The 25,287-nt window shown below is 41.3% G+C and carries 24 protein-coding genes; 4 read left to right on the forward strand and 20 right to left on the reverse strand.

Going from position 1 to position 25,287, the window contains the following annotated elements:
• Positions 1–248: 248 nt before the first annotated feature.
• The 5 genes from eno to rlmD all read right to left on the reverse strand — a co-directional run bounded on the left by eno (position 249) and on the right by rlmD (position 7,762).
• Positions 249–1,547, reverse strand: coding sequence for a phosphopyruvate hydratase (gene eno, locus PSH50_RS05065; protein ID WP_273609343.1), 1,299 nt, complete (start codon positions 1,545–1,547; stop codon positions 249–251).
• Positions 1,548–1,660: 113 nt separating this feature from the next.
• On the reverse strand, positions 1,661–3,295 hold the full coding sequence (locus PSH50_RS05070) for a CTP synthase (protein WP_004586236.1): 1,635 nt from the start codon (positions 3,293–3,295) through the stop codon (positions 1,661–1,663).
• 177 nt (positions 3,296–3,472) lie between these two features.
• On the reverse strand, positions 3,473–4,270 hold the full coding sequence (gene mazG, locus PSH50_RS05075; protein ID WP_273609441.1) for a nucleoside triphosphate pyrophosphohydrolase: 798 nt from the start codon (positions 4,268–4,270) through the stop codon (positions 3,473–3,475).
• A gap of 1 nt (position 4,271) precedes the next feature.
• Complete coding sequence (gene relA, locus PSH50_RS05080) at positions 4,272–6,428, reverse strand: GTP diphosphokinase (RefSeq protein ID WP_024033076.1); 2,157 nt, start codon at positions 6,426–6,428, stop codon at positions 4,272–4,274.
• 8 nt (positions 6,429–6,436) lie between these two features.
• Positions 6,437–7,762: a 23S rRNA (uracil(1939)-C(5))-methyltransferase RlmD gene (rlmD, locus tag PSH50_RS05085; protein ID WP_273587473.1), complete on the reverse strand. Its 1,326-nt coding sequence runs from the start codon at positions 7,760–7,762 to the stop codon at positions 6,437–6,439.
• A 111-nt stretch (positions 7,763–7,873) separates the two neighbouring features.
• Between rlmD and barA the strand changes: the two genes are divergently transcribed.
• Complete coding sequence (gene barA, locus PSH50_RS05090) at positions 7,874–10,648, forward strand: two-component sensor histidine kinase BarA (protein ID WP_024033078.1); 2,775 nt, start codon at positions 7,874–7,876, stop codon at positions 10,646–10,648.
• 103 nt (positions 10,649–10,751) lie between these two features.
• Here the strand turns inward: barA and pdxJ are convergent, their stop codons facing one another.
• From pdxJ to rpoE, 10 genes are all read right to left on the reverse strand, one after another.
• Positions 10,752–11,483, reverse strand: a complete 732-nt coding sequence (gene pdxJ / locus PSH50_RS05095; RefSeq protein ID WP_004586231.1) for a pyridoxine 5'-phosphate synthase — start codon at positions 11,481–11,483, stop codon at positions 10,752–10,754.
• A gap of 21 nt (positions 11,484–11,504) precedes the next feature.
• Positions 11,505–12,197 carry a DNA repair protein RecO gene (gene recO / locus PSH50_RS05100; protein ID WP_024033080.1) on the reverse strand — a complete coding sequence of 231 codons (693 nt, stop codon included), beginning with the start codon at positions 12,195–12,197 and terminating at the stop codon, positions 11,505–11,507.
• A 20-nt stretch (positions 12,198–12,217) separates the two neighbouring features.
• Positions 12,218–13,150 carry a GTPase Era gene (gene era / locus PSH50_RS05105; RefSeq protein ID WP_004586229.1) on the reverse strand — a complete coding sequence of 311 codons (933 nt, stop codon included), beginning with the start codon at positions 13,148–13,150 and terminating at the stop codon, positions 12,218–12,220.
• Entirely contained in the window at positions 13,140–13,817 is a 678-nt protein-coding gene (gene rnc, locus PSH50_RS05110; RefSeq protein WP_004586228.1) for a ribonuclease III, read from the reverse strand. The genes era and rnc overlap by 11 nt, the downstream gene beginning before the upstream one ends.
• 2 nt (positions 13,818–13,819) lie before the next feature.
• Positions 13,820–14,755 (reverse strand): signal peptidase I, encoded by a 936-nt coding sequence (gene lepB, locus PSH50_RS05115; protein ID WP_004586227.1) that lies wholly within the window; start codon positions 14,753–14,755, stop codon positions 13,820–13,822.
• Positions 14,756–14,771: 16 nt separating this feature from the next.
• Complete coding sequence (gene lepA, locus PSH50_RS05120; protein ID WP_029771928.1) at positions 14,772–16,559, reverse strand: translation elongation factor 4; 1,788 nt, start codon at positions 16,557–16,559, stop codon at positions 14,772–14,774.
• A gap of 188 nt (positions 16,560–16,747) precedes the next feature.
• Entirely contained in the window at positions 16,748–17,197 is a 450-nt protein-coding gene (locus PSH50_RS05125) for a SoxR reducing system RseC family protein (protein ID WP_004586225.1), read from the reverse strand.
• A 19-nt stretch (positions 17,198–17,216) separates the two neighbouring features.
• Entirely contained in the window at positions 17,217–18,167 is a 951-nt protein-coding gene (locus tag PSH50_RS05130) for a MucB/RseB C-terminal domain-containing protein (RefSeq protein ID WP_273587472.1), read from the reverse strand.
• Between the two features lie 4 nt (positions 18,168–18,171).
• A complete protein-coding gene (locus PSH50_RS05135) occupies positions 18,172–18,798 on the reverse strand; it encodes a sigma-E factor negative regulatory protein (protein ID WP_024033083.1) in 627 nt (208 codons plus the stop codon).
• Between the two features lies 1 nt (position 18,799).
• Positions 18,800–19,381 carry an RNA polymerase sigma factor RpoE gene (gene rpoE / locus PSH50_RS05140; protein WP_273587480.1) on the reverse strand — a complete coding sequence of 194 codons (582 nt, stop codon included), beginning with the start codon at positions 19,379–19,381 and terminating at the stop codon, positions 18,800–18,802.
• 245 nt (positions 19,382–19,626) lie between these two features.
• Here rpoE and nadB point away from each other — a divergent pair, with 245 nt between their 5' ends.
• Entirely contained in the window at positions 19,627–21,237 is a 1,611-nt protein-coding gene (gene nadB / locus PSH50_RS05145; RefSeq protein ID WP_024033085.1) for an L-aspartate oxidase, read from the forward strand.
• On the opposite strand, the gene PSH50_RS05150 is transcribed toward nadB, so the two are convergent.
• Together PSH50_RS05150 and PSH50_RS05155 are read right to left on the reverse strand one after the other, a co-directional pair.
• Positions 21,212–21,631, reverse strand: coding sequence for a hypothetical protein (locus PSH50_RS05150; protein ID WP_138684439.1), 420 nt, complete (start codon positions 21,629–21,631; stop codon positions 21,212–21,214). The genes nadB and PSH50_RS05150 overlap by 26 nt on opposite strands.
• Positions 21,624–21,875: a succinate dehydrogenase assembly factor 2 gene (locus PSH50_RS05155; RefSeq protein ID WP_004586219.1), complete on the reverse strand. Its 252-nt coding sequence runs from the start codon at positions 21,873–21,875 to the stop codon at positions 21,624–21,626. Before PSH50_RS05155 ends, PSH50_RS05150 begins: the two co-directional genes overlap by 8 nt.
• 162 nt (positions 21,876–22,037) lie before the next feature.
• Between PSH50_RS05155 and PSH50_RS05160 the strand changes: the two genes are divergently transcribed.
• Positions 22,038–22,949, forward strand: a complete 912-nt coding sequence (locus tag PSH50_RS05160) for a folate-binding protein YgfZ (RefSeq protein ID WP_256851215.1) — start codon at positions 22,038–22,040, stop codon at positions 22,947–22,949.
• A gap of 12 nt (positions 22,950–22,961) precedes the next feature.
• Positions 22,962–23,447, forward strand: coding sequence for a peptidylprolyl isomerase (locus PSH50_RS05165; RefSeq protein ID WP_004586217.1), 486 nt, complete (start codon positions 22,962–22,964; stop codon positions 23,445–23,447).
• Between the two features lie 41 nt (positions 23,448–23,488).
• On the opposite strand, the gene PSH50_RS05170 is transcribed toward PSH50_RS05165, so the two are convergent.
• From PSH50_RS05170 to PSH50_RS05180, 3 genes are read right to left on the reverse strand one after another with little or no spacing between them, the layout of a single operon-like run.
• Entirely contained in the window at positions 23,489–23,977 is a 489-nt protein-coding gene (locus PSH50_RS05170) for a hypothetical protein (RefSeq protein WP_273587471.1), read from the reverse strand.
• Positions 23,978–23,993: 16 nt separating this feature from the next.
• Positions 23,994–24,806: a DUF481 domain-containing protein gene (locus tag PSH50_RS05175; RefSeq protein WP_004586215.1), complete on the reverse strand. Its 813-nt coding sequence runs from the start codon at positions 24,804–24,806 to the stop codon at positions 23,994–23,996.
• Between the two features lie 33 nt (positions 24,807–24,839).
• Complete coding sequence (locus tag PSH50_RS05180) at positions 24,840–25,169, reverse strand: HI1450 family dsDNA-mimic protein (protein ID WP_029771932.1); 330 nt, start codon at positions 25,167–25,169, stop codon at positions 24,840–24,842.
• Positions 25,170–25,287: the final 118 nt, after the last annotated feature.

The raw sequence follows: 25,287 nt of genomic DNA on the forward strand, positions 1-25,287 counted from the left end.
ACTACTTGCGCGTGTCAGCGAGCTTAACTCCTACAAGATATTTCACCTTTTTTAATAAAATAATTTGAGGTTTAAATAAAGAGTTTTCGCTTTTCTTGTACCCTCTTTTCGCACTGAGTGCGCGTCAGTAAGATTAACGCCTACAAAGCATTCTCATCTCTTTGATAAATTATCAGGCATAAAAAATCCCCGCATTAGCGAGGATTTTATTATCTAAAATTAAAAATAAGATTCTATATAAAATAGAATTACTGACCTTTAACTTCTTTAAGACCGTTGTAAGGTGCTTTAGAACCTAGCGCTTCTTCAATGCGAAGAAGTTGGTTGTACTTAGCAACACGGTCAGAACGGCTCAATGAACCTGTTTTAATTTGGCCTGCAGCAGTACCTACCGCTAAATCTGCAATAGTTGCATCTTCTGTTTCGCCAGAACGGTGTGAAATAACAACTGTAAAGCCTGCATCTTTAGCCATTTTGATTGCTGCTAACGTTTCAGTTAGTGAACCAATTTGGTTAAATTTAATTAGGATTGAGTTAGCAATACCGTTATCAATACCGCGTTTTAAAATCTTAGTGTTAGTTACGAATAAATCATCGCCAACTAATTGGATTTTATCGCCCATTAATTTAGTTTGGTGTGCAAAGCCATCCCAATCTGACTCATCTAAGCCATCTTCAATAGACACAATTGGGTATTGCTCAGTTAAATCTTTTAAGAAGTAGTTAAACTCTTCTGAAGTGAATTTTTTGCCTTCACCTTTCAGATCGTAAATGTTTGCTTCTTTGTCGTAAAACTCAGATGCAGCACAGTCCATAGCCAGTGTAATATCTTTACCTAGCTCGTAACCTGCGTTTGCTACAGCTGTTTTAATAGCAGCAAGTGCCGCTTCGTTTGATGCAAGATTTGGTGCAAAACCACCTTCATCACCTACCGCTGTAGAGTGGCCGTCTGCTTTTAATACTTTAGCAAGGCTGTGGAATACTTCAGCGCCCATACGTAGGCCTTCGCGGAAGTTTTCAGCGCCAACAGGTTGGATCATAAATTCTTGAATATCTACAGAGTTATCTGCATGCTCACCACCGTTGATGATGTTCATCATAGGTAACGGCATTGAGTAAACACCTGATGTACCGTTTAAGTCTGCGATGTGCTCGTAAAGCTCAACTTTTTTAAATTGTGCAGCGGCTTTTGCGGTTGCTAGTGATACCGCTAAAATAGCATTTGCACCTAGTTTTTCTTTATTTTCGGTGCCATCTAAATCTAGCATTACTTTATCTACAGCACTTTGCTCTAATGCATTTTGGCCTTTTAGCGCATCCGCAATTTCGTTGTTAATAAAACCAACTGCGTTTAATACGCCTTTACCTAAGTAACGGGCTTTGTCACCATCACGTAGCTCTAGTGCTTCGCGAGTACCTGTTGATGCACCTGAAGGAGCGGCAGCGCGGCCCCAAGAACCATCAGCTAAATATACATCAGCTTCAACAGTAGGGTTACCACGCGAGTCCATAATTTCGCGACCAATTACTTTTACGATTTCTGACATCTTGATTCCTCTATATTCCCAAAATGGTGAGTTCAGCTAACTTTACTACGTTTTATATCTTTTAGTCAGCCCTTTAGACAAAAAAGCCGTGCAATATGCACGGCTTTTTTTAATTACGAAGACGTTTTTTGATGAGTATGAGCAGCTGCTACAAACCCTTCAAATAACGGGTGACCATCACGTGGTGTTGACGTAAATTCCGGGTGGAATTGCGCGGCAATAAACCATGGGTGATCTTTATTTTCGATGATCTCTACTAGTTTTTTATCTTCTGATAAACCGGTAAAGCTTAAGCCTGCTTGCTCTAATTGCTCTACAAAGTTGTTGTTTACTTCGTAGCGATGACGGTGACGTTCAATAATTTCTGTATTGCCGTACACTTCGTGCACCTTAGAACCCGGCGTTAAGTGACATTTTTGTGCGCCTAAACGCATGGTGCCACCTAAATCAGATTTTTCATCACGTATTTCAATGTTACCCTCAGCATCTAACCACTCGGTAATTAAGCCCACTACTGGCGCTTTTGAGTGAATATTAAACTCAGTTGAGTTAGCGTCGGTTAAACCTGCAACATTACGTGCATATTCAATAAGCGCTACTTGCATACCTAAACAAATGCCTAGGTAAGGTACTTTGTTTTCACGGGCATACTTAGCAGCTAAAATTTTACCTTCAACACCACGGCCGCCAAAACCACCTGGTACTAAAATAGCGTCTAGATGAGAAAGCAGTTCTACCCCTTTGCTTTCTAAGTCTTGCGAGTCAACGTATTCAATATTAATGGTTAAACGGTTTTTAAGACCTGCATGCTTAAGTGCTTCGTTAACTGATTTGTATGCATCTGGTAGTTCAATGTACTTACCAACCATACCAATCGTTACTTCGCCAGTCGGGTTAGACTCTTGATAAAGTACTTGTTCCCATTCAACTAAATCAGCTTCTGGTGCGTCAAGGTGGAAACGACGACATACAAAGTTATCTAGCTCTTGTGATTTTAATAGTGCAGGAATTTTGTAAATGCTGTCTACGTCAGGAAGCGAAATAACCGCTTTTTCTTCAACGTTTGTGAACAATGCAATTTTTGCACGTTCGTTGTTAGGCAATTTACGGTCTGAGCGACAAATAAGAATATCTGGCTGAATACCTACAGAGCGTAACTCTTTAACTGAGTGCTGTGTTGGTTTAGTTTTTACTTCGCCTGCAGGGCCTAAGAATGGCACTAGCGTTAGGTGAATAAATAGCGCGCGTTCGCGGCCAATTTCTGTACCTAACTGACGAATTGCTTCAATAAATGGTTGTGATTCAATATCACCTACTGTGCCACCAATTTCTACAATCGCAATATCATGACCTTCAGCACCGTCGTATACACGTTGCTTAATGTCATTTGTGATGTGTGGAATAACCTGAATGGTTGCACCTAAGTATTCACCACGGCGCTCTCGACGTAGTACATCTTCGTACACTCGCCCTTGTGTGAAGTTGTTGCGGCTGGTCATTTTGGTGCGAATAAAACGCTCGTAGTGACCTAAATCAAGATCCGTTTCGGCGCCGTCTTCTGTAACGTATACTTCACCGTGTTGAATTGGGCTCATTGTGCCTGGGTCAACGTTTATGTAAGGATCCAGCTTTAAAATGGTAACATCTAAACCGCGGGCCTCTAAAATAGCTGCCAATGACGCTGCTGCAATACCTTTACCCAACGAAGAAACAACCCCGCCAGTAACGAAGATAAATTTTGTACTCATGCGAACCCTAGAATATCAGGAATTAAAAGGAATATAACACCCGAGAAAGAGACTCTGGGTATATCATCAAGACGGGGCGAAATTGTACCAAAACAGCGTTGAGCAATCCAGCTAAAAATAGCGTTTAGACGCACAAAAAATGTTCGTTGATTAACATTAGGTTGTACTGAGCTAATCTTATTTCGCTTTTTTAATGGCTTCCCATGCTTCTTCCATTTCGTCAAGCGTTGCGCGCTCTAAACTTTTACCTTTTGCAATTAAATAACCTTGCACTTTTTCAAAGCGCGCCGAGAACTTATCGTTGGCTTGTCTGAGTAGTTGCTCTGGGTCGCGTTTAACATGGCGAGCCACATTTACTGTGGCAAATAATAAGTCGCCTATTTCTTCTGCTGTATGATCGGATGAAGGGTCGTGCTCAAGCGCTTCTTTTACTTCAAGTACTTCTTCACTTACTTTATCAAGTGCCCCGTGGTAGCTTGGCCAATCAAAACCAAGTGCGGCAACACGCTGCTGAATTTTTTTAGCTTTAGTTAGGCTTGGCATATTGGTGGGTATATCTTGCCAAAGTGAGGCTTTGCTTGGCTGTACTTTTGCAGCACGCTCTTGTGTTTTAATTGCTTGCCATTGCTTTGCTAATTGCTCGTCGGTTAATGCTTGCTTAGTGGTAAAAACATGGGGGTGACGGCGGGTAAGTTTACTATTTAGCTCACTAACCACGTCGTTAAAATCAAATAGCTCCTGCTCTTTGGCAAGTTGTGCGTAAAAAACGATTTGAAACAGTAAATCACCCAGCTCATTTTTAAGCTCGTTTAAATTTCCCGACTCTATGCAGTCGGCCACTTCAAAGGCTTCTTCTAGCGTGTGCGGAACAATCGATTTAAAGTTTTGCTTGCGATCCCACGGGCAACCGTCGGTAGGATCGCGAAGCAACGCCATAATATCGAGGAGTTGCTCAAGGGCGTTACTGTTTGCCATTTTATTGGTTTCGCTTGGCACTGTGCACACCTTCAATTTGATGCAGTTTAGACAAAACCCGGTTTGTGCCCGATAGGTCATGCACTTCTATTTGCATAGTAAATACCGCTAACTGATCAGCCCCAACAGTATTAACGTTCATGTTGATCACATTTACTTTTTCGTTAGCCAGTACAGAGCTAATATCGCGAATTAAACCTGAGCGATCGCTTGCTTCTATTTTTATACTTAGCGCATAAGAGCCGTTTATTTCATCTGACCAACTAACCGATATAACACGCTCTGGGTGTTGCTCTTTTAAGTTGTTAAATGAATCGCAATCTTCGCGGTGTACCCCAATGCCACGGCCTTGTGTAATATAGCCAATTATTTTATCGCCAGGTACTGGGCGACAACACTTAGCAACGTGGCTCATTAAGCTGCCTACACCATCCACCACAATGCCGTTTTTATCGCCAGTTACTTTACTTGGCGCTTTAAAACGAATAACGGGTTCTTCTTCGGTACGATCACTGACAAAGTTAAGCATTTGGTTTAAGCGAACATCGCCGGCACCTATGGCAACCATTAAGTCATCTAGTTCTTTAAAATTAAAGCGCTTAATAGCTGGGTCTAAATCTTTGTAGGTTAAATCTAGCTTTTGCAGTTCGTTATCAAGAATCTCTTTACCGGCGCTTAAGTTTTTATCGCGGTCGAGCTGTTTAAACCAATGATGGATTTTAGCCCTTGCACGCGACGATTTAATATAACCAAGCGATGGATTTAGCCAATCGCGGCTTGGATTAGGCTGCTTTTGCGTGAGAATTTCTACCTGATCGCCCGTTGATAGCTGATGTGTAAACGGCACTATTTTGCCAAATACTTTAGCCCCTATACAGCGGTGCCCTACATTTGAGTGAATGTAGTAAGCAAAATCAAGCGGTGTAGCGCCAACAGGTAAATCGATAATATCACCGCTTGGGGTAAATATATAAACGCGGTCTTCTACAACTTGGTTTTTAAGCTCTTCGGCTAAATCGCCCCCATCAACCACTTCTTCTTGCCATTGTAGTAATTTGCGCAACCAGCTAATTTTTTGCTCATAGCCTGAGCCACGCCCAGGTAAAGCGCCTTCTTTATACATCCAGTGCGCGGCTACGCCTAGCTCTGCATCTTGGTGCATTTCGCTGGTGCGTATTTGTATTTCAACGGTTTTCCCTTCAGGGCCAAATACCACGGTATGAATTGATTGATAGCCATTTTGTTTAGGTGTAGCAACGTAGTCGTCAAACTCTTTATTAAGGTGGCGCCAATTAGTGTGCACAATACCTAGCGCGCCGTAACAATCTTGCAGGCGCTCTACAACAATTCGCATTGCTCTAATATCAAACAGCTGATCAAACTCGTAGTTTTTTTGCTGCATTTTTTTATAAATGCTGTAAATGTGCTTAGGGCGGCCATACACTTGCGCCTCAATACCGGCTTCGCTTAAGCGAGCTTTTACTTGCGCAACCATATCTTCCATATAGGCTTCACGGGCAAGGCGTTTGTCATCAAGTTGTTTAGCAATGCTTTTATAGGTGTCGGGGTGTAAATACCTAAACGATAAATCTTCTAGTTCCCACTTAAGCTGGCCTATACCTAACCTGTTTGCTAACGGGGCAAAAATATCTGCGGTTTCTTTAGCGGCAATAACACGCTCTTCTTCATCGCCATTTTTTACATTGCGTAAATGGCACACTTGCTCAGCAAGTTTAATCACCACAGCGCGCACATCTTCAACCATGGTAAGTAACATTTTACGAATGTTATCTACCTGCATAGTGCCTTTACCTTGGTGCGATAAAGTACTAATAGCAGCCATTTGCGCAACCCCAGTTAAAAGCATGGCTACATTTTTGCCAAGTTGTGCTTCTACGGTTTCAAGGTCTACTAAGTCATTTAAGTAGTAATGCGTGAGATACGCGGTTGCGAGAGATTCTGCATCTAAATTTAGCTCGGCTAAAATCTCGACCATTTCTATGGCCGTGTTTTGCCGTGCTTGGTTGTCACATGTAACACACAATGCTTGCGCTTTGTTTAGTAGCGTTATTTTCTCTTGCGATAACGCTAACTGTTTTAGGCTAGTAGCAAAGTCACCTGTGTCGTCCTGTTGATGTGATTGACGTGTAGCGACCATAAAACGCTTTACCTCCGTTGAAATAACGCCATTGTTTCTATGTGTCCTGTATGTGGAAACATATTCATTAGCCCAATTTTAGTAACTTCAAAGCCTGCTTGCGAAATAATTGCACTGTCACGGGCTAAAGTAACAGGATCGCAAGAGACGTATAAAATGGTTTTAAACTGCTTTAAAGGTAGTTGCTCTAAAACAGCCATAGCACCTGTGCGAGAAGGGTCTAATACTAATACGTCTAGCGCCTTATTAAACCATTGTGCTGTTTCAATTTTTTGCGTTAAATCAAAACAATGAAAGTGCGCATTAGTGATAGAGTTAGTTTGCGCATTTTGCGTCGCCATTGCAACCGCCGATGCAACCCCTTCTACTCCAATAACCGATTTAGCATGCTGGGCTAGCACTAATGAAAAGTTACCAATACCACAAAATAAATCCAATACTTGCTCGTTTCCTTGCAAGTTAAGCCAATTTACCGACTGAGCTAACATAGCTTGGTTAACTTCATCATTTACTTGAATAAAATTACCAAGGCCAAATTCAAATTTTAATTTAAACTTTTCTAAAAAATAATACGGCGTAGGCAAATGAGCCTGCTCTATAACATCGCTGTTGTCTTGCCAGGTAATTAACCACTGCTGTGCGTTTGCCGCTTCTTGTACGTAGCTTTTGGCTTCATCTGGTATCGCTTTAGTATGGCGAATAACAATAAAGTTCCCAGCTTCGTTTTGGCACAACTGCAAATGACTTATACTGTGTAGCGCTTTGTATTGATTAATAAGCGTTTCAAAAATACTAAATACGTTAGTAAATGCCTTACTAAGCACATCACATTGCTCAATACTAATCACATTTTTAGAGCTAGGCGCACGATACCCAACTCGCACTTTTTTAGCGGCTTTATCATACATTACGGCAATACGGGCACTGCGTCTGTAATGAGTGGGCTTACTTAAAAGAGGCGCTTGCCAATTTAAGTCGCTTAATTTGGCAAATTTTTGAAACAATTGCGTCACTGCATTTTGCTTTTCAGCCACTTGCTGATTTATTTCTAGGTGCTGCAACTGGCAACCACCACAGTGATTATAATGCTGACAAAAAGGCTGCGTGCGTGCATCGCTTGGATTAATAACCTTAACCAGCTTTGCACTACTGTATTTGGCTTTATCTTCTATTAGGGTTGCCGTTACTTTTTCATTCATTAAAGCGCCGCTTACAAAGCACACTTTATTATTGTGTTTGGCAACGCCCCGCCCTTGATGATCCATGGCCGTAATATTAAGTGTGAGTGTTTGCTGTTTAAGTGGTTTTTTCTTTGCTTTAAAAATTTGCGCCATGCGGCATTACCTTAAATTTTGTATTACGTATAAGCAAATCAGATGCTTTGAGAATAGCCGATGAACCGTATATACTCGATCCATACTAATAATGATAATAACGCTTCCATTATGACCAAATTAGGCTTACGTGATTCTGTTTTAACCTTAACCTTGATCCCCACAGTGATCATTGGTTTGTTACTTGGCGGCTATTTTACAATAAATCGTTACATTGAGCTTGATGAAATTTTATATCAGCAAGGCAGCTCAATATCTGAACCCTTAGCAATTGCTTTAGAGCAGCCTTTACTTGAAAAAAATAAAAAGCTGCTCAACCGTCTGATTAGTTACACACACAATAAGCACTCCCCAACCATTAAATCGATTGCTATTTTTGATACCAGCAATCAGCTTATTATGACCAGCAACTATCATCGCTCGTTTGATGAACTAACTCAAAAAGAACAAATTGAAAATCTTCACACAACAAAAATTAATAAATCAGAAGAGTTAATCACGTTCTATACTCCAATTTTTAATCACTCTGCGCCGGTATCAAAATGGGATATTAATGATTTTCAAACCCCGCTTGGCACCGTTATTTTACAACTTAATAAAGACCAAGCGATTATAGGCCAGCAGCGAGCGGTTTTAATTAGCGGCATTGTTATTTTATTTTCAATAATATTGGCATCTATTTTAGCGCTTAAGCTTAGCCGTATGTTTATGAACCCGCTTAATAAGTTAGTACTTGCCACCGACAAACTAGTTGAAGGTAAAAGAGACACGGGTTTAAACGACACCATGATGGGCGAATTTGAACTTTTGCGTGAAGGGCTTAATACCATTGCCCACACTATGGTTATGCAAAAAGACGAAATGCAGAAAAATATTGATCAAGCCACGAGTGATTACCGCGAAACCCTAGAGCAATACGAAACCTCAAATATTCAGCTAACCATGGCCAAAAAAGAGGCGCAAGATGCTAACCGCGTTAAGTCCGACTTTTTAGCCAAGATGAGTCACGAGCTACGCACCCCGCTTAATGGGGTTATTGGCTTTACGCGCCAATTGTATAAAACACCTTTAAATAAACATCAAAAAGACTACCTCGATACCATAGAACTTTCTGCCAATAGCTTATTGACGATTATTAGCGATATTTTAGATTTTTCTAAACTTGAAGCAGGCGCAATGGAGCTTGAATCAATCCAGTTTCAACTACGCGATAGCGTAAACGAGGTTATGACATTATTAGCTCCCTCGGCGCATGAAAAACAACTTGAGCTATCTATTTATATCAACCCACAAGTGCCTGATGATTTAACCGGTGACCCCACTCGCCTTAAACAAGTTCTTATTAACTTGTTAAGTAATGCCATTAAGTTTACTGAAAAAGGCTCTATAAAAGTTGATATAAGCTACCGCTTATTAGATGAAGACCGCGCCTCTATTTTAGTATCAGTAACCGATACCGGTGTGGGTATTCCAATGGATAAGCAAGATGCGTTATTTACTGCATTTGGCCAAGCAGATTCATCCATTACCCGTAAATTTGGCGGCACTGGTTTAGGTCTCATTATTACCAAACACATTGTAGAGGCTATGAATGGCCGAATAACGCTAAATTCAGCCCCGGGAAGCGGCACCTGTTTTACCTTTAATGGTGTGTTTAGGTTGCCTGATCATACCTTTAGTAACGACTTACCTTCTAAATCACTTATTGGTAAACGCATATTATACCTAGAGCCACACGAGCATACGCACCACTCTGTGCTTTCTGTATTAAACGAGTGGGAAGCGGTTGTAACCGCCTGTTTTAATGAAGCAGCGTTTTTAGACGCCATCAAACATAAAATGTTTAAATACGATATTTGTATTATTGGAGATATGGCATCGGTAGATGATATGCAGCGACTTAAGAGCTATGTGAATATGGTCCGCGAGTCGTGCGATTATTTATACCTTATGCTCAATACTGTATCGCATAATATGCGCGAAGCGTTTATTGGTAGCGGTGCCGATGCGTGCTTAAGTAAGCCGCTTAATCACCGTAAATTATGTGAAGTACTGGCTGCGCCTTATCGCCTTGATCATCCTACCTTAAATATTGAGCCAAGCGATCAAACATTATTGCCATTAAAAGTACTGGTGGTAGATGACAACGATGCAAACTTAAAACTAATTTGCACCTTGTTAAAAGAGCAAGTTGAATTTATAGATACGGCCTACAATGGCTCACAAGCCTACAGTTTAAGTAAAAGCCATAAGTACGATGTTATATTTATGGACATACAAATGCCGATTATGGATGGCATTACCGCGTGTAAACTTATTAAAGAGTCTTCTTTAAACGAAGACACACCTATTATTGCGGTAACCGCGCATGCACTGCACAGTGAAAAAGAGCAGCTATTAAAAGATGGCTTTAAAGGCTATTTAACTAAGCCTATTGATGAGGACATGCTGAGCCAAATTATTTGCGATCATAGTCCGCAATCGCCCGTAAGCCGCGACAAAATAAAAAGTGTAACGTCACAAAGCCCAGCTCCATTTGAAAGTAACTGCTTAGATTGGTCGCTTGCGCTACAACGCGCAGGGGGTAAAGGTGAGCTGGCGCTGGAAATGCTCAATATGCTATTACAAAGTGTGCCAGAGACGCTCTCGCAGCTCAACGAAGCTATTGAGCAAAACGATTGCCAAACGGTATTAAGTGTTATCCACAAATTCCATGGCGCGTGCTGTTATACCGGTGTGCCTAAGCTTAAATCACTGGCAGAAACCATAGAAACCTCACTTAAAAGTGATTGCGTGCTAGATAACGTTGAGCCTGAACTATTTGAGCTTCAGGATGAGCTGGAAAACCTCATGGCAGATGCAAGTGCTACCGAGCATCAACGCTAAAAACACGTAATAAAAAAGCGCAGTAAATGCGCTTTTAACAGGTTTTAATACCATTTTACTTAATTAAGTATTTCTATTAAATGGTGCCACCATGGGGTTAAATTTATAACCTTGCCTCAATCATGAGGCGTTTCATGTCGCGTACTGCTTTTTCAAGGCCATCAATAGCTGCGCGCGCAATAATAGCGTGGCCAATGTTAAGCTCATAAATTTCAGGCATTGCAGCAATTGGTTTTACGTTATGATAATGAAGGCCATGCCCTGCATTTACAATTAAGCCTAAGCTCGCCGCGTATTTTACACCCTCTCGTATGTGCTCAAGCTCTTTGTGTAAATCTTCATCATTAGTGGCATCTGCATACGCGCCGGTATGAATTTCTACATACGGTGCACCACACGCTTTAGCTGCATCTAACTGTGCTTTATCGGCGTCAATAAATAATGACACTTTAATACCCGCATCAGTTAGTGTTTTAGTGGCCGCTTTAATTTTATCTACATTACCAGCCACATCTAGGCCGCCTTCGGTCGTAAGCTCTTCACGTTTTTCAGGTACTAAACATACATACTCAGGCTTTACTTCAAGAGCAATGTTAATCATTTCATCTGTAACCGCTGTTTCAAGATTCATACGCGTTTGAATCGTTTTAGCCATTACGTATACATCGCGGTCTTGAATATGGCGACGGTCTTCACGCAAATGAATAGTAATACCATCTGCACCGGCGTGCTCTGCCACACTGGCTGCATGTGCTGGGTCTGGGTATGATGTACCACGCGCTTGGCGAAGCGTTGCAATATGATCAACGTTTACGCCTAAAAGAATGTCTTTCATTTTGTTACCTGTAAAATATGTTTATTGAGAGGCCATAAATAATTCACGGCTTTTTAATGGTTTATTACCCAGTAAAGGTTTTAGTAAATAACGGCTTAATTGTTTTGCCATATAGAGTACATCGCTTTGGCTAAAATCATGATTAGCAATCGCTTTGAGCTGAGCGCCGCTAAAACCTGAGCGCGTATCTTGTTGCATCAAAAAACCCAACTCAGGAAAGTAACTATACGTTTGCCTTTCATCAATTGGCTCACCACTGGCATCAAAGCTAAAGTCGACGCCATAACCCAACAACTCTAATAATTGAAATTCGTATGAGCGCAGCACCGATTGTAAATCGACATCGCTATTTAAGTTCTCTAGGTGAGTTTTGTAGAGCTCAAACACTTGTTCAAGTGGCTCGTTTACCGGCACAATGCGGTTAGTCAGCTCATTTAAATAAAAGCCACAGTAAAGCTTATCCTTTGTTAAATATAAAGGATTACCATGTAGCTCAAATTTATTAATGTATTTTAAATCGTACTTGCCACTGTAATGAACAAGCAGTGCCTGAAAAGGCTGTAATTGTGCTTTGTGTTTAGTGGCCTGGCGACCACTCACTCTGGCTAGCATTCTAAGCTGGCCTACGCCTTCTACCAGCATATCGAGCATTACTTGGGAGTCGCTATAAGGACGCCGATGTAATAGGTACGCTGTGTAGAAGTCGCTATCCATATTAGTTGGCTAAATGCTGGTTAATCTTCGCCATAGCCTAAACTTCTTAAGGCACGTTCATCATCTGCCCAACCCGATTTAACTTTAACCCAAAGCTCTAAAAACACTTTGTTATCGAGCATTTCTTCAAGGTCTTTACGGGCTTCACGGCCAATCACTTTAAGCTTTTCGCCTTTGTTACCTATTACCATGCGTTTTTGGGTTTCACGCTCAACAAGAATTAACCCGTTGATATGCCAAACACCGTTTTCTTGCCATTTAAACTGCTCAATTTCTACAGTAACAGAATACGGCAGCTCTTCACCCATAAAGCGCATTAGCTTTTCACGAATAACTTCTGCCGCCATAAAACGCATTGAGCGGTCGGTTACATAGTCATCAGGAAAGTAAAATTCGCACGGTGGTAAGCGTTTAGTTACTTCGGCTTTAATTAAATCAACGTTTTTACCTTGCGTTGCCGATACCGGCATAATGCCCACAAAATCAAATTTGTCGCCAAGCATCTTCATATGCGGTAATACTAAATCGCGGTCTTTTACTTGGTCTATTTTATTAATAACAAGTAAAACAGGCTTACCACTTTGCGATACTTTATTAAGTACCATTTCGTCATCGGCATTCCAGTGAGTGCCCTCAACAACAAAAATAATAAGCTCTACATCACCAATTGAACTCGATGCAGCACGGTTCATTAAGCGATTAATAGCCCGCTTTTCTTCAACGTGTAAGCCCGGCGTATCAATATAAACAGCTTGGTGTTGCCCTTCTGTATGAATACCCATAATACGGTGGCGAGTTGTTTGTGGCTTGCGCGAGGTAATACTTACTTTTTGCTCAATGATTTCATTAAGCAATGTTGATTTACCTACATTAGGGCGGCCAACAATGGCAACCATGCCACAAAACGTATCAATATCACCTTCATGAGGCTGTATTAAGGTATCAAGATTCATTTTTTAGTATCTTCAATGCTTTTTCGGCAGCTTTTTGTTCGGCTTTACGACGCGAGCTACCAACAGAAATAATGCTATCCATACCTTCAACTATACATTCAACCGTGAACGTTTGATTGTGCGCTTGGCCTTTGGTATCGACAACGGTGTAGCCCGGTAAAGATAACTTACGCGCTTGTAGATACTCTTGCAGCAGGGTCTTAGGATCTTTTTGATTAAGCCCTGGTGAAATAGCATCAAGTCGAGATTCGTACCACGCTAAAATCAGCTCGCCACAGCGGTCTATGTTTGAGTCTAAAAACACAGCCCCTATAATGGCTTCTACAGCATCAGCTAATGTTGATTCACGACGAAAACCACCGCTTTTTAACTCACCCGGCCCAAGGCGCAAGTAGTCACCTAAACCAAACTCTAGCCCAAATTCAGCAAGAGTTTGGCCACGCACAAGCGTAGATCGCATACGGCTTAAATCGCCTTCACGCGCTTTTGGAAATTTGTCGTACAAAGCATTAGCAATAACAAAGCTCAAAATTGAATCGCCTAAAAACTCTAAGCGTTCGTTATGTTGACCTTTATGACTGCGGTGCGTCATTGCCTGTTCAAGTAAACCTTGATCAGCAAATTCGTAGCCAATTCGTTTATATAATTCTGTTACATTTTTTTTCATTGTTACTGAATATTACCTAGGCGTTCAAAACGAACACCAGTTGGAACCCATCCTGGTAAAACATCATCTGGGCCATTCTCAAATTCAAAACTCATCCATATAAAGACAGCTTTACCCACCAAGTTTTCTTTTGGTACAAAGCCCCAAAAGCGACTATCTTGGCTGTTGTCGCGGTTATCACCCATCATAAAATAATGATCAGCTGGTACAGTCCATTCATCCGAAGGAGTACCTGGTTGCTGATAGTAACGCCCTTTACGTTCAGGTGCGCGTGGGTTGATTAAAATGTCGTGCTTGAGTGTCGTTAAATCTTCATTTACTCGGGCAAGCGACATCTGGCCTTGTTTAAACTCATTATCGTTGATTAATTTAAAATCAATTTTATTAAACTCATTACAAAGTAGGTCACCCTGCTGGGTCTCGCCTTCTTTACAATTAGGTTGAATATATAAACGCTTATCACGATAAACAATTTTATCGCCCGGTAAACCAATAGCACGTTTTATATAATCTACTCGCTCATCTAACGGGTATTTAAAAACAACAATATCGCCGCGTTCAGGCTCGCCTACATCTACAAGCTGGCTACGCCATACCGGGTCTTTAATCCCGTACGAGTACTTTTGTACTAAAATAAAGTCGCCCACCAACAAGGTTGGCATCATTGAACCTGACGGTATTTGAAAAGGCTCAAAAATAAACGACCTAAAAATAGTAATAGCTGCAATCATCGGAAAAATCGATTTTGCAGTTTCTGTAATTGCCGGCTCAGGTGCTATTAACGCCGCTGTTTCTTCATCAAGCTGGCCACCGGCAGATGTTTGGGCAAGCGCCAAACGCTCTTGCCTTTTTGGCGCATACATTAGGTGGTCAATTAACCATATTAAACCTGAGCCTAACGTTAATAACACCAATAAAACTGAGAAATAACCAGCCATCTATAATCCTTTGTTTTTATTTACCAACTTTCAAAATAGCTAGAAACGCTTCTTGCGGTACTTCTACGTTACCCAATTGCTTCATTCGTTTTTTACCATCTTTTTGCTTTTGCAGTAGCTTTTTCTTACGACTCACATCACCACCGTAACACTTAGCGATTACATTTTTACGTAATTGCTTAACCGTGGTACGCGCAATAACATGTTGTCCTATTGCAGCTTGAATCGCAATATCAAACATTTGACGCGGAATAAGCTCTTTTAACGCATCAGCAAGTTGGCGGCCGCGTGATTGTGCACTGTCGCGGTGAACAATTATAGCGAGCGCATCAACACGTTCACCATTGATAAGTATATCAACACGTACCATGTCTGATGTTTGAAAGTGCTTAAAGTTGTAATCAAGCGATGCAAAACCACGACTGGTTGACTTTAATTTATCAAAAAAGTCCATAACCACTTCAGCCATAGGTAGCTCATAAGTTACAGCGACTTGCTTGCCGTGATAACTCATTTTAGTTTGCATACCACGTTTTTCTACACACAGAGTAATAACGCTACCTAAAAACTCTTGCGGTACAAGTATGTTTGCCTCTACCACTGGTTCGCGTATTTCAACAATATCATTTACCGCCGGTAAGTCAGACGGGTTATCAATTTGACTCGTACCTTCTTTGGTTACTACTTCGTAGATTACAGTAGGTGCCGTGGTAATTAAATCAATATCGTATTCACGCTCTAAACGCTCTTGAATAATTTCCATGTGTAGCATACCTAAAAAGCCACAGCGGAAACCAAAACCCAGTGCTGTTGAATTTTCAGGTTCAAAAAATAACGACGCATCATTTAAGCTTAGTTTATTAAGCGCATCGCGGAACGATTCATAATCATCAGAGGCAATTGGGAACATACCTGCATATACTTGCGGCTTAATTTTTTGAAAGCCTGGTAAACGCACTGGTGCCGCATTTTTTTGATGCGTAATCGTATCGCCCACTGGGGCGCCGTGTATTTCTTTAATACCGGCAATAACAAACCCTACTTCGCCGGTACGTAAAATACCCGTGTTGGTTTGTTTAGGGGTAAAAATACCCACGTGATCAGCTGTATGTACTTGCTCGTTCGACATTATTTTTATTTTGTCGCCGGCACGTAGTTCACCGTGCTTAATACGCACTAGTGATACAACACCTTGGTATGGGTCAAACCACGAGTCAATAATAAGCGCCTGTAAAGGTTGATCTTTTTCACCTACCGGTGGTGGGATATCCTTTACAATCATCTCAAGTACTTCAGCAATACCAACACCTGTTTTTGCACTACATTGCACAGCATCTAGGGCATCAATACCAATAATGTCTTCAATTTCTTCTGCTACACGAAGCGGATCAGCTTGCGGTAAATCTATTTTATTTAAAACAGGGATTACTTCTAAATCCATTTCAATGGCGGTATAACAGTTTGCCAGCGTTTGTGCTTCAACACCTTGTCCGGCATCAACAACTAAAAGCGCACCTTCACATGCCGCTAAAGAGCGAGAAACTTCATAAGTAAAGTCAACGTGCCCTGGTGTATCGATAAAGTTAAGTTGGTAGGTTTCGCCATCGTTAGCAGTGTAGTTAAGCGTTACACTTTGCGCTTTAATAGTAATACCGCGCTCACGCTCGATGTCCATTGAATCTAACACTTGCTTTTGCATTTCGCGGTCTGTTAAGCCACCACAAACCTGGATCAAACGATCTGAAAGGGTCGATTTACCATGGTCAATATGGGCGATGATCGAAAAATTACGGATATGCTTCATAAACTGGATTCTAAACTTCTATTTTAATAGGCTAAGTACGAACACCTGAGTGACTTGAAAATACTTATTGGGTATAAGTGCTATATAAGTGGCTAAATGCGCTTTAGATAATCAAATTTTGATTGCCTTTTTACCCTGTATTTCCAAGTTACTCTGGTATAAAACGGCAATTTTACATTTAATTGGCCTTAATCACCATCTATTTGCGTTAAAGGAAGGCTAATTGGATGAATTTTTATCACTTTTACATCATGCCTGAGTGTTTTCACTTTGCTTTTGGCCAAAAAGTAACCACCTACACCGCCCAAAGCGGCGAATAATATTTGCCATCCCTGCGCTAAAAGTAGTAATTCGGCACTAATAAATGCAAGCGTTAATCCTAAAAATAAAGGCAGCATGTATACAGCAAAAGCATGTTTGACTAGATGCGAATCATCTAATGAGAGCGTTACTTTTTGGCCCACTTCTACAGGAGTATCAAATTGATATGGAAAGGTTTTTTTATCGCTACCAAAGAGTTTGGCAAAGACTTGCGAGCCACAGCGACCATTACACCCTTCGCAGGCTTTTTTTTGCTGGGCTTCTAAGTGGGCAGTGGTGCCATCTAGGGCAACCACTGTAAGTGTTTGTTCAATCATAACAACCCTTACGAATTGTTTATAATGCGCGAGTCACTGACTCAGCAATTGCCTTTGCGGTTTGGCTTGGCACATTACCAACAACGGATACATCAAAGTTTCCGCCATTATGCACATAAATTGTCGTTGCGCCAGAAGTTAATGATCCGCTTAAGCGGCGACCTGGTAAGGGGCGCTGTACAAAAACTGAAATTTCAACAAACCCATCAGAATATAAATAATAGTCAGTAAGTTCGTTGTTTAAATCGAGTTTATGGCGGTCTGATTTTAGTAATTTAAAGCCATTAGGTAACCAACCAATGCGCCAGTTTGTGGCATTGCTTTTTTCACCTTCCAGTGCGTTACCTGGTAACGGCGTTGGAAAATTACGGTTGAGCACTTCTAAAATCATCGGTGCTGGTTGCTCTGTTACGCTAATATGGGTTAACTGTAGCTGCTCTAATGCTTCACCTTTGTGGTTAACATAAGCGGCTTTTAATAACAGCGATGACTCTGTATCAAGCCAAATCCAATAGTTATATTTGTATTCATCTTTTGATTCTATTCTCACCAGTTGCGCCGCTCGCCCTGCAATACGGCCTTTACCACCTAGCACAAAATCATATTGGCTGCTTAGCGCTTCAATATCTTTAAATAATACTTCAGGTATTGGCCCAGCAATGGAGTCTGTATTTATAGAATATGGCTGCGATTGCGGTTCAAAGTAGGTTACTTGGTCGTTAATTCTCACCATTTCTAAGCCCGCGCCATTAAGTAAACTTAAATGCTCAAGCTCTGTTTCACCTTGCTTTGCATGCACCCAACGGTAAGGTTCCATGGCTTTACCCTTTACCACCACAAAAGAGGCGTCAAAATTACGGGTATGCACTGCGTTCGCCATGTTTAGTAATAAATCTTTGGCGGGATTTGTGTCGTTAGCAAAAACATTAAAGCTTAATACTAACGACAGAACAAAAGTGATTACTTTCATTTAATTAGTTTTTTTCCTCTTGCGCTTTGTCACTATTTTGCGCTGTTTGCAAAGAGTGTGCAACACGTGCTTGACGTTGATGCTCTAAAACTAACGCGCCAATGCGTTGTTGCTGTAATTCGCGTAAACCTTGCTCAGCGTTTTCAAGAGCAGGTTCTGAAGAGTAACTCACCGGCGACGCCATACCTGTTAATGGGGTAGTTTGTAAAAGCGGAATTTCGCTTTCTTGCTCGCCCGCACCTTGCGGCAAGGTATTTACGCCAACAATGGCAAACATAGCTACGCTTGCAGCAATAGCAAGTTGTGCAACCGGCTTACGCCAATTAAACGCCACTACTTTGTTGTCTTGCTGCGCTTCACTGTGCTCGGTATCTGGAGCTTTGTTTGCTGTCGATTGGGTGAAATCGGCATACACAGGCTCACTTTCAAGTGCTAAGGCGATGTTATCGCTTATATCGATGTGTATGTCGTTGTTATTTTTTTGAGCACGCATCGCATCACCAATTAGCGCATATCGACCAAACGTAGCAACATCCTGATCAGAAATTTTACCCTCTGCAAGGTGTTGTTCGCCGTCAAGTAATGCTGATAACGTTTCGCTATCCAACTTGTTAACGTGTGCTTTTGTCATACTAAGACTCGCCTATTAATGGGTTTAATTTATTATCTATTGCTTCTCGGGCTCTAAAAATACGCGAACGTACTGTCCCAACAGGGCAATCCATTACCACGGCTATTTCTTCATAGCTCATCCCTTCGATTTCTCTTAGGGTAATCGCGGTTTTGAGGTCTTCAGGCAAACTATCAATCGTATTAAAAATAACAGCGCGTACTTCGTCGCTTAACAGTAAATTTTCAGGCGATGCGTTTGAACGCATCGAATCCGCACCGTCATAAAACTCGGCATCTTCAGCGTCTATATCGTTTGCTGGCGGTTTACGGCCCTGAGCTACTAAATAATTTTTAGCACAATTAACGGCAATACGGTATAACCACGTATAAAAGGCACTATCACCTCTAAAGTTTGGAAGTGCACGGTAGGCCTTAATAAATGCCTCTTGTGCTACATCTGCAATATCGCCTTGGTTAGACACATAACGTGAAATTAACCCTGCAATTTTGCTCTGATACTTCTTTACTAATAGGTTGAAGGCGTTTTTATCTCCTTGCTGGACCCTTTTTACAAGCGCTAAATCTAATTCCTGCTCGCTCATTCGAGCCGGTACTCCTCTGTTTGATTCTTGCTGGTTATTCATAGTGTCGCCATTGTTCACAAATACTCTGACGTCTTTATGAATAAAAAGTTCTGCTTAATATTATTTTTTTATAAAATAGTCGTAAATAACGGCGCTAAGCCATTAAAATCACTACGTAGTAATATGACAAATATGATACAACTACACTATTAAAAACAAATATTGCTCTAATTTGAGCATTGTAACCGCAAAGTACCTCTGACATGAACCAAAATAAACATCATATTGCTGATGTCGCTATTATCGGTAGCGGCGCGGCGGGCTTATCTCTTGCATTGTCTTTAGCTAACTATTGTAATGTTACTGTGATCAGTAAAGGTGCCCTCACCGAAGGCTCTACACTGTATGCACAAGGCGGGATTGCCGCAGTATTTGATAAAAAAAACGACAGCATAGAATCACATGTTGAAGATACCCTTGATGCCGGCGGTGGTTTATGTGACCGAGAAGCTGTGCATTATACTGCAAGTAATGCGCATCAGTGTTTACAATGGCTCATTGAGCAAGGCGTTCCTTTTGATATGGAGTTTGATAGCAAAGGAAAAGAGCGCTTTCATTTAACCCGCGAGGGCGGACACAGCCATCGCCGTATTTTACATGCAGCCGATGCCACTGGTAAGGCCGTACAAACCACGTTAATTAGCCAAGTTAAAGCGCATAAAAACATTACCTTGCTCGAGCAATACAATGCCATCGATTTAATTAGTGATAAAAGCTTAGGTAAGCCGGGCTCGCATATTCATGGCATGTACGTGTGGAATAAAAAAGCAAAAAAAGTAGAAACTATTTCCGCTAAATTTGTAGCGCTCGCAACAGGGGGTGCAAGCAAGGTGTATTTGTACACTTCAAACCCTGATGTATCTAGCGGTGACGGTATTGCCATGGCGTGGCGTGCAGGCTGTAGGGTAGCCAATATGGAATTTAACCAGTTTCACCCCACAAGCCTTTATCATCCAGAGCTACAAAACTTCTTAATTACCGAAGCTATGCGCGGTGAAGGAGCTTATTTAAAGCGCCCCGACGGCACTCGCTTTATGAAAGACTTTGACGATAGAGAAGAGCTGGCACCGCGCGACATAGTAGCCCGTGCTATCGACTTTGAAATGAAGCGTTTAGGTGCAAATTGTGTATACCTAGATATTAGCCACAAAGATAAAGACTTTATTATTGAGCACTTCCCTACTATTTACGCAAAGTGTTTAAGTGTAGGGCTTGATATAACCAAAGAAGCCATCCCGGTTGTTCCTGCCGCGCATTATACGTGTGGCGGTGTAATGAGCGACTTTAACGGTAAAACCGATTTAGATAACTTATACGCTGTAGGCGAAGTCGCCTACACAGGTTTGCACGGCGCTAACCGTATGGCGAGCAATTCATTATTAGAGTGCATTGTATTTGCTCACGCTGCCGCTAAAGATATTTTAAGTAAACTTGAGCATGCGCCAGCACCACTTGCGCTGCCAAGTTGGGATGAAAGCCGAGTAAGTAATTCTGATGAAGAAATTGTTATTACCCATAACTGGCACGAACTGCGGTTATTTATGTGGGATTATGTAGGCATTGTGCGCTCAACTAAACGCCTAGAGCGAGCACTGCACCGTGTTGAGTTATTACAACAAGAAATACATGATTATTACGCAAACTTTAGAGTAAGTAATAACTTATTGGAGCTTCGTAATTTAGTACAAGTAGCCGAACTGATAATTAGAAGTGCAATGCAGCGTAAAGAAAGCCGCGGCCTTCACTATACGATTGACTACCCTGAGCAAAATGAAAACCCAACACCTACTATTTTGATTCCACCTCGCCATTAATGGCAATCAATGCTGCGCGCTTTAAACGTGCGTAGCTTTGCTTATTTACGCCATTAGCTGAAATAATAAGCCATTGGCGTTTATTAAAACCTTTAATGTGTAACCACACACTGGTATTTAATATTTTTGTTTTAGGGGTTATTTGCCCCTGAACTTTTAAATTTTCATTTTCAAAGCGTATTTGCTTAGGCTCTAAAATAATAACGCCACTTTCAGGGTGAATAGCCACTATTTTTTGCCATACCCAGCAAAGCGCAATTGCATTTACAGTTATACAAACAACAATGCTAAAAAAAGAGCTTAAATAAAGCCCTAATACCACACTTAATAAGCAGAAAAACAGCACCACAGGCCGCTGTTCTGCTTTATTATTTACTACCGTAAACCTATACACGAACTCGGTCTAAAATTAGCGATACCATGGTATTAAGCTCAGCATCTTTACACTCTTCATGGCCCATAAACCATGCAAATAAATCAGGGTCTTCTTGGGTTAGCAAACGCTGAAATACAGCCTGTTGCTGTGCATTTAACGAATCATACGCCTGCTCTACAAATGGCATAAACAAAACATCTAACTCTAACATGCCGCGGCGACAAGCCCAGCGTATACGTGCTTTACTATGAATTTCAGTCATTTTAAACCTCATACTTAATTGCCCCGAGTTTAACAAATACCCGCCTAATTAGCAGCTATTAATCTGTGTTCAAATAATAAAAAACTGCCCGCCTTCGTTGCTGTACCCTAGGTTATAACTGCGTTATTATGTCTACTCATTTGTATTGCACAGAAGGTTTTTATGTCGAGCGTTTATGCATGTCCGTTATCTCACCAACTTATTAGCCTAACCGGTGCGGATAAATTGTCTTATCTTCACGGACAAATCACTCAAGATCTCAATAAACTATCTAACAGCAATTATTTATGGGCTGGTCACTGCAGCGCCAAAGGCAAGTTGTGGGGTGTGTTTAAATTATTTTCTCACCAAGATAGCTACTACTTAGCAGGTTCACAGCCTGAGGTAGAGAAGTCGCTCAGTGAGCTAAAAAAATACGCTGTGTTTGCCAAAGTAGATATTGATGTTTCTACGAACAGATTAATCGGGTTGATCAGTGACGATTTAACCCCAGTACTAGAAAAACTTGATATTCGTTTTTCTGATGACCAAACGGCCTGTGATTTCCCAAGTGGTAAAGCCCTTAAGTTAGCGCCAAATCGCGTTTTACTAATGGTTGATAGCCAATTTAGTATGCCAGATGATGTGTCTACATTAGATAACTGCGCACTATGGCAAGAAGCCGCTATAAAAGCGGGCGAGCCACAATTAAATAGTGACGCCATTGGCGAATACGTACCACAAATGGTAAACCTTCAAGCGATTAACGGCATTAGTTTTAAAAAAGGCTGTTACACCGGCCAAGAAACGGTTGCCCGTATGAAGTACCTAGGTAAAAACAAACGCGCTATGTATATTGTTACAGGTAAAAGCGATGGCCTACTTGAAGAGCCTGAGCTTGAAACCCAAGTGGGCGAAAACTGGCGCCGCGCTGGTAAACTAATTGCCCAAAGCTATAACGAAAATAGCCAAACCATATTTGGCCTTGTTGTGCTGCCAAACGATACACCAAGTACACACGTACTTCGTGCAAAGCACACCCCTCAGGTAGAGCTAAGCATTCTGCCTCTACCTTACTCTCTTGAAGATGAATAAATAGGAATGACTATGATCGTTGCACCAAACACAGTAGTAAAAATGCATTATTCAGTACTGGATAACGATGGCAATACCATTGATAACTCTTTTGATGGCGAGCCACTGGTTTTTATTATTGGCACAGGCTACTTAATCCCAGGGCTTGAAAATGCACTCCAAGGCAAGCAAGCCGGTGATACATTAAATGTAAAAGTAGAACCTGAAGAAGGCTACGGCGAACGTCACGATAACCTAATGCAAGCGGTGCCTAAGTCGATGTTTGATGGCATGGAGATTGAAGTGGGTATGCAATTTAGAGCGTCAACTGATGATGGTGATCAATCTGTGATGATTATCGAGATTCAAGATGAAGACGTTATAGTTGATGGCAACCACCCGCTTTCGGGTATTACCCTTAATTTTGATGTAGAAATTTTAGAGGTGCGCGAAGCAACCGAAGAAGAGCTTGCGCACGGCCACGTGCACGGTGAAGGCGGTTGTGGTCACGATCACTAATCATACCGCCGTTTATAAAAAAAGCGCCTAAGGCGCTTTTTTTATAACATATTGTTGTAGGTCGCGGTTTTTATTGGCGCCGGTTCCTCTAAAGGGGTTTCACTGGGTGTTATTTTACCCTCAAGCGCACGTAATAAGCCTTGCTGATCGTTTGTTCCCACTCGGTACTTAGTACCGTCTTTTAAGGTTAACTGTAGGGCACTAAACCCGGATACAGAATACACCCACCCATCATGCGTAATACGAATACCAATACCATGGCGGTAAGAGTTTTGCACCGCTTTAGCCTCCACTATGTCCGCAAGTGCTAATCGTTGCCCCGCAACGCCAGGGCCAAAAGCCCAACTAATTGTTTGCTCGTCAACTTTTACGGTTAAACCATGAAACAAAAAGCCGACTAAAACCAATACACAGGCAAATACCATTAATGGCACATCGGCGCCCATTAAGTTCCAGGCTAAGGCTACAAAGCCGCCTATCCATGCTAAAACAAAAAATATAAACACCGCATATTGTTTATGCTGATACATAACGCTCTCTTTATTATTAAAAACTGTACACCAACGTGGCGCTTAATTCTGAGTCGTATTTAAGGTTATCGTCTTCAGGTTTTGAATTATAACGATACATGTAGGCAAACTTTAACGATACCGCACCTATGACTTGGCTAATCAAAGCGGTTTCTGACTTCAAACGCGAATTTAACCCCGACAAAGACTGCTCAATACTCACATCTTGATTAAAGCGCGTGCGCTTTGATACCAAACGCTCCCACTGCATTGCAATACGAACTAAATAACCGGTTTTGTTTTCATCTTCTTCGCTTACCTCTGACTCATCATCAGCGACGGAGCGATATAAACCTGGGCCAATATCAATATCTACTTTATTTTTTACACCTTGGTAAACTCTGGCACCATAGCCGGTAGCCACTGTACTTTTGTAATCTAGGCCGCTAAATTTATCTTCTTCGTAGTCACCGTAAATAAAAAATGAAGAGTTTTTAACGCCCACTTTGTAGTTACCCTGTGCAGAGACAAAAATACGGTCTGCCGTTACATCGGTTTGCCCTGTATCTTCGTTTTGATCTCGTTTATACAAGGTGTCTAATTTAAATTGGTTACGCCAATTTTCGAAGTCTTGGTATAAATTTCCTCTAAACTTAAAGCTGGTAGAGTTAGTATTACCCTTACTTAAAATCAAGCCAAATTCAGTATCGCCATAGAGCATTTCGCCTTTATGTAGCTCGTGAATTTCTTCATCAGAGAGTTGTCCATATTCATGAAAGTCTTCAAATGGATCAACAGCCCAACACCGGCTGCTCATTATTAAAAACACGAATAGTAAATACTTATGCACGGTAAACTCTCTTGCACATACAAACAAAACTGCTTACTCAGCGTGCTCTGTTTCTTTCCATAAAATATGACAAAACGGCGCGTCTTTATCACGGCTAATTAAAATTTTTGCAAATAACACATCTTCGTTTTCAAACTCTAACCCCACTAGCACTTGCACAAATAACTCCGGCTCTATTTCAAGTGCAACAAAGTTTTGCCATTGCTCATCAGGCTCGCCCTCTTCAATAAACCCAAGCTCTTCTCGGTATTCGTTAAAGTCTTCAACATCTTGTTCGCTAAGATTATTTGGCGCCAGCTCTAAAAAAATATCGTACGCTTGATGGGTAACTTCTTCTTCGCTATATAAACGTGGGCCTGACATGGGTAAAACCTCAATGCATTTTAAGTGCGCACATAATATCAAAACTCATCTGTGTTTTGAGAAAAAACAGCTAAAAATAATGACTTTTTTGTTACCAGCTCATGCGCGGTTAAGCTTA

This window comes from Pseudoalteromonas sp. Angola-7 (assembly GCF_028599255.1).
Taxonomy (GTDB): domain Bacteria; phylum Pseudomonadota; class Gammaproteobacteria; order Enterobacterales; family Alteromonadaceae; genus Pseudoalteromonas; species Pseudoalteromonas atlantica.

What these genes read in the sequence shown, in the direction of transcription:
- PSH50_RS05165 (WP_004586217.1), top strand. Translation starts at nt 22,962, where the DNA reads ATGATCGTTGCACCAAACACAGTAGTAAAAATGCATTATTCAGTACTG.
- PSH50_RS05160 (WP_256851215.1), top strand. Translation starts at nt 22,038, where the DNA reads ATGTCGAGCGTTTATGCATGTCCGTTATCTCACCAACTTATTAGCCTA.
- relA (WP_024033076.1), bottom strand. Translation starts at nt 6,428, where the DNA reads ATGGTCGCTACACGTCAATCACATCAACAGGACGACACAGGTGACTTT.
- pdxJ (WP_004586231.1), bottom strand. Translation starts at nt 11,483, where the DNA reads ATGAAAGACATTCTTTTAGGCGTAAACGTTGATCATATTGCAACGCTT.
- PSH50_RS05070 (WP_004586236.1), bottom strand. Translation starts at nt 3,295, where the DNA reads ATGAGTACAAAATTTATCTTCGTTACTGGCGGGGTTGTTTCTTCGTTG.
- nadB (WP_024033085.1), top strand. Translation starts at nt 19,627, where the DNA reads ATGAACCAAAATAAACATCATATTGCTGATGTCGCTATTATCGGTAGC.
- barA (WP_024033078.1), top strand. Translation starts at nt 7,874, where the DNA reads ATGACCAAATTAGGCTTACGTGATTCTGTTTTAACCTTAACCTTGATC.
- rnc (WP_004586228.1), bottom strand. Translation starts at nt 13,817, where the DNA reads ATGAAAAAAAATGTAACAGAATTATATAAACGAATTGGCTACGAATTT.
- PSH50_RS05125 (WP_004586225.1), bottom strand. Translation starts at nt 17,197, where the DNA reads ATGATTGAACAAACACTTACAGTGGTTGCCCTAGATGGCACCACTGCC.
- mazG (WP_273609441.1), bottom strand. Translation starts at nt 4,270, where the DNA reads ATGGCAAACAGTAACGCCCTTGAGCAACTCCTCGATATTATGGCGTTG.
- PSH50_RS05155 (WP_004586219.1), bottom strand. Translation starts at nt 21,875, where the DNA reads ATGACTGAAATTCATAGTAAAGCACGTATACGCTGGGCTTGTCGCCGC.
- PSH50_RS05130 (WP_273587472.1), bottom strand. Translation starts at nt 18,167, where the DNA reads ATGAAAGTAATCACTTTTGTTCTGTCGTTAGTATTAAGCTTTAATGTT.
- PSH50_RS05135 (WP_024033083.1), bottom strand. Translation starts at nt 18,798, where the DNA reads ATGACAAAAGCACACGTTAACAAGTTGGATAGCGAAACGTTATCAGCA.
- rlmD (WP_273587473.1), bottom strand. Translation starts at nt 7,762, where the DNA reads ATGGCGCAAATTTTTAAAGCAAAGAAAAAACCACTTAAACAGCAAACA.
- lepB (WP_004586227.1), bottom strand. Translation starts at nt 14,755, where the DNA reads ATGGCTGGTTATTTCTCAGTTTTATTGGTGTTATTAACGTTAGGCTCA.
- eno (WP_273609343.1), bottom strand. Translation starts at nt 1,547, where the DNA reads ATGTCAGAAATCGTAAAAGTAATTGGTCGCGAAATTATGGACTCGCGT.
- lepA (WP_029771928.1), bottom strand. Translation starts at nt 16,559, where the DNA reads ATGAAGCATATCCGTAATTTTTCGATCATCGCCCATATTGACCATGGT.
- recO (WP_024033080.1), bottom strand. Translation starts at nt 12,197, where the DNA reads ATGGATAGCGACTTCTACACAGCGTACCTATTACATCGGCGTCCTTAT.
- PSH50_RS05180 (WP_029771932.1), bottom strand. Translation starts at nt 25,169, where the DNA reads ATGTCAGGCCCACGTTTATATAGCGAAGAAGAAGTTACCCATCAAGCG.
- rpoE (WP_273587480.1), bottom strand. Translation starts at nt 19,381, where the DNA reads ATGAGCGAGCAGGAATTAGATTTAGCGCTTGTAAAAAGGGTCCAGCAA.
- era (WP_004586229.1), bottom strand. Translation starts at nt 13,150, where the DNA reads ATGAATCTTGATACCTTAATACAGCCTCATGAAGGTGATATTGATACG.
- PSH50_RS05170 (WP_273587471.1), bottom strand. Translation starts at nt 23,977, where the DNA reads ATGTATCAGCATAAACAATATGCGGTGTTTATATTTTTTGTTTTAGCA.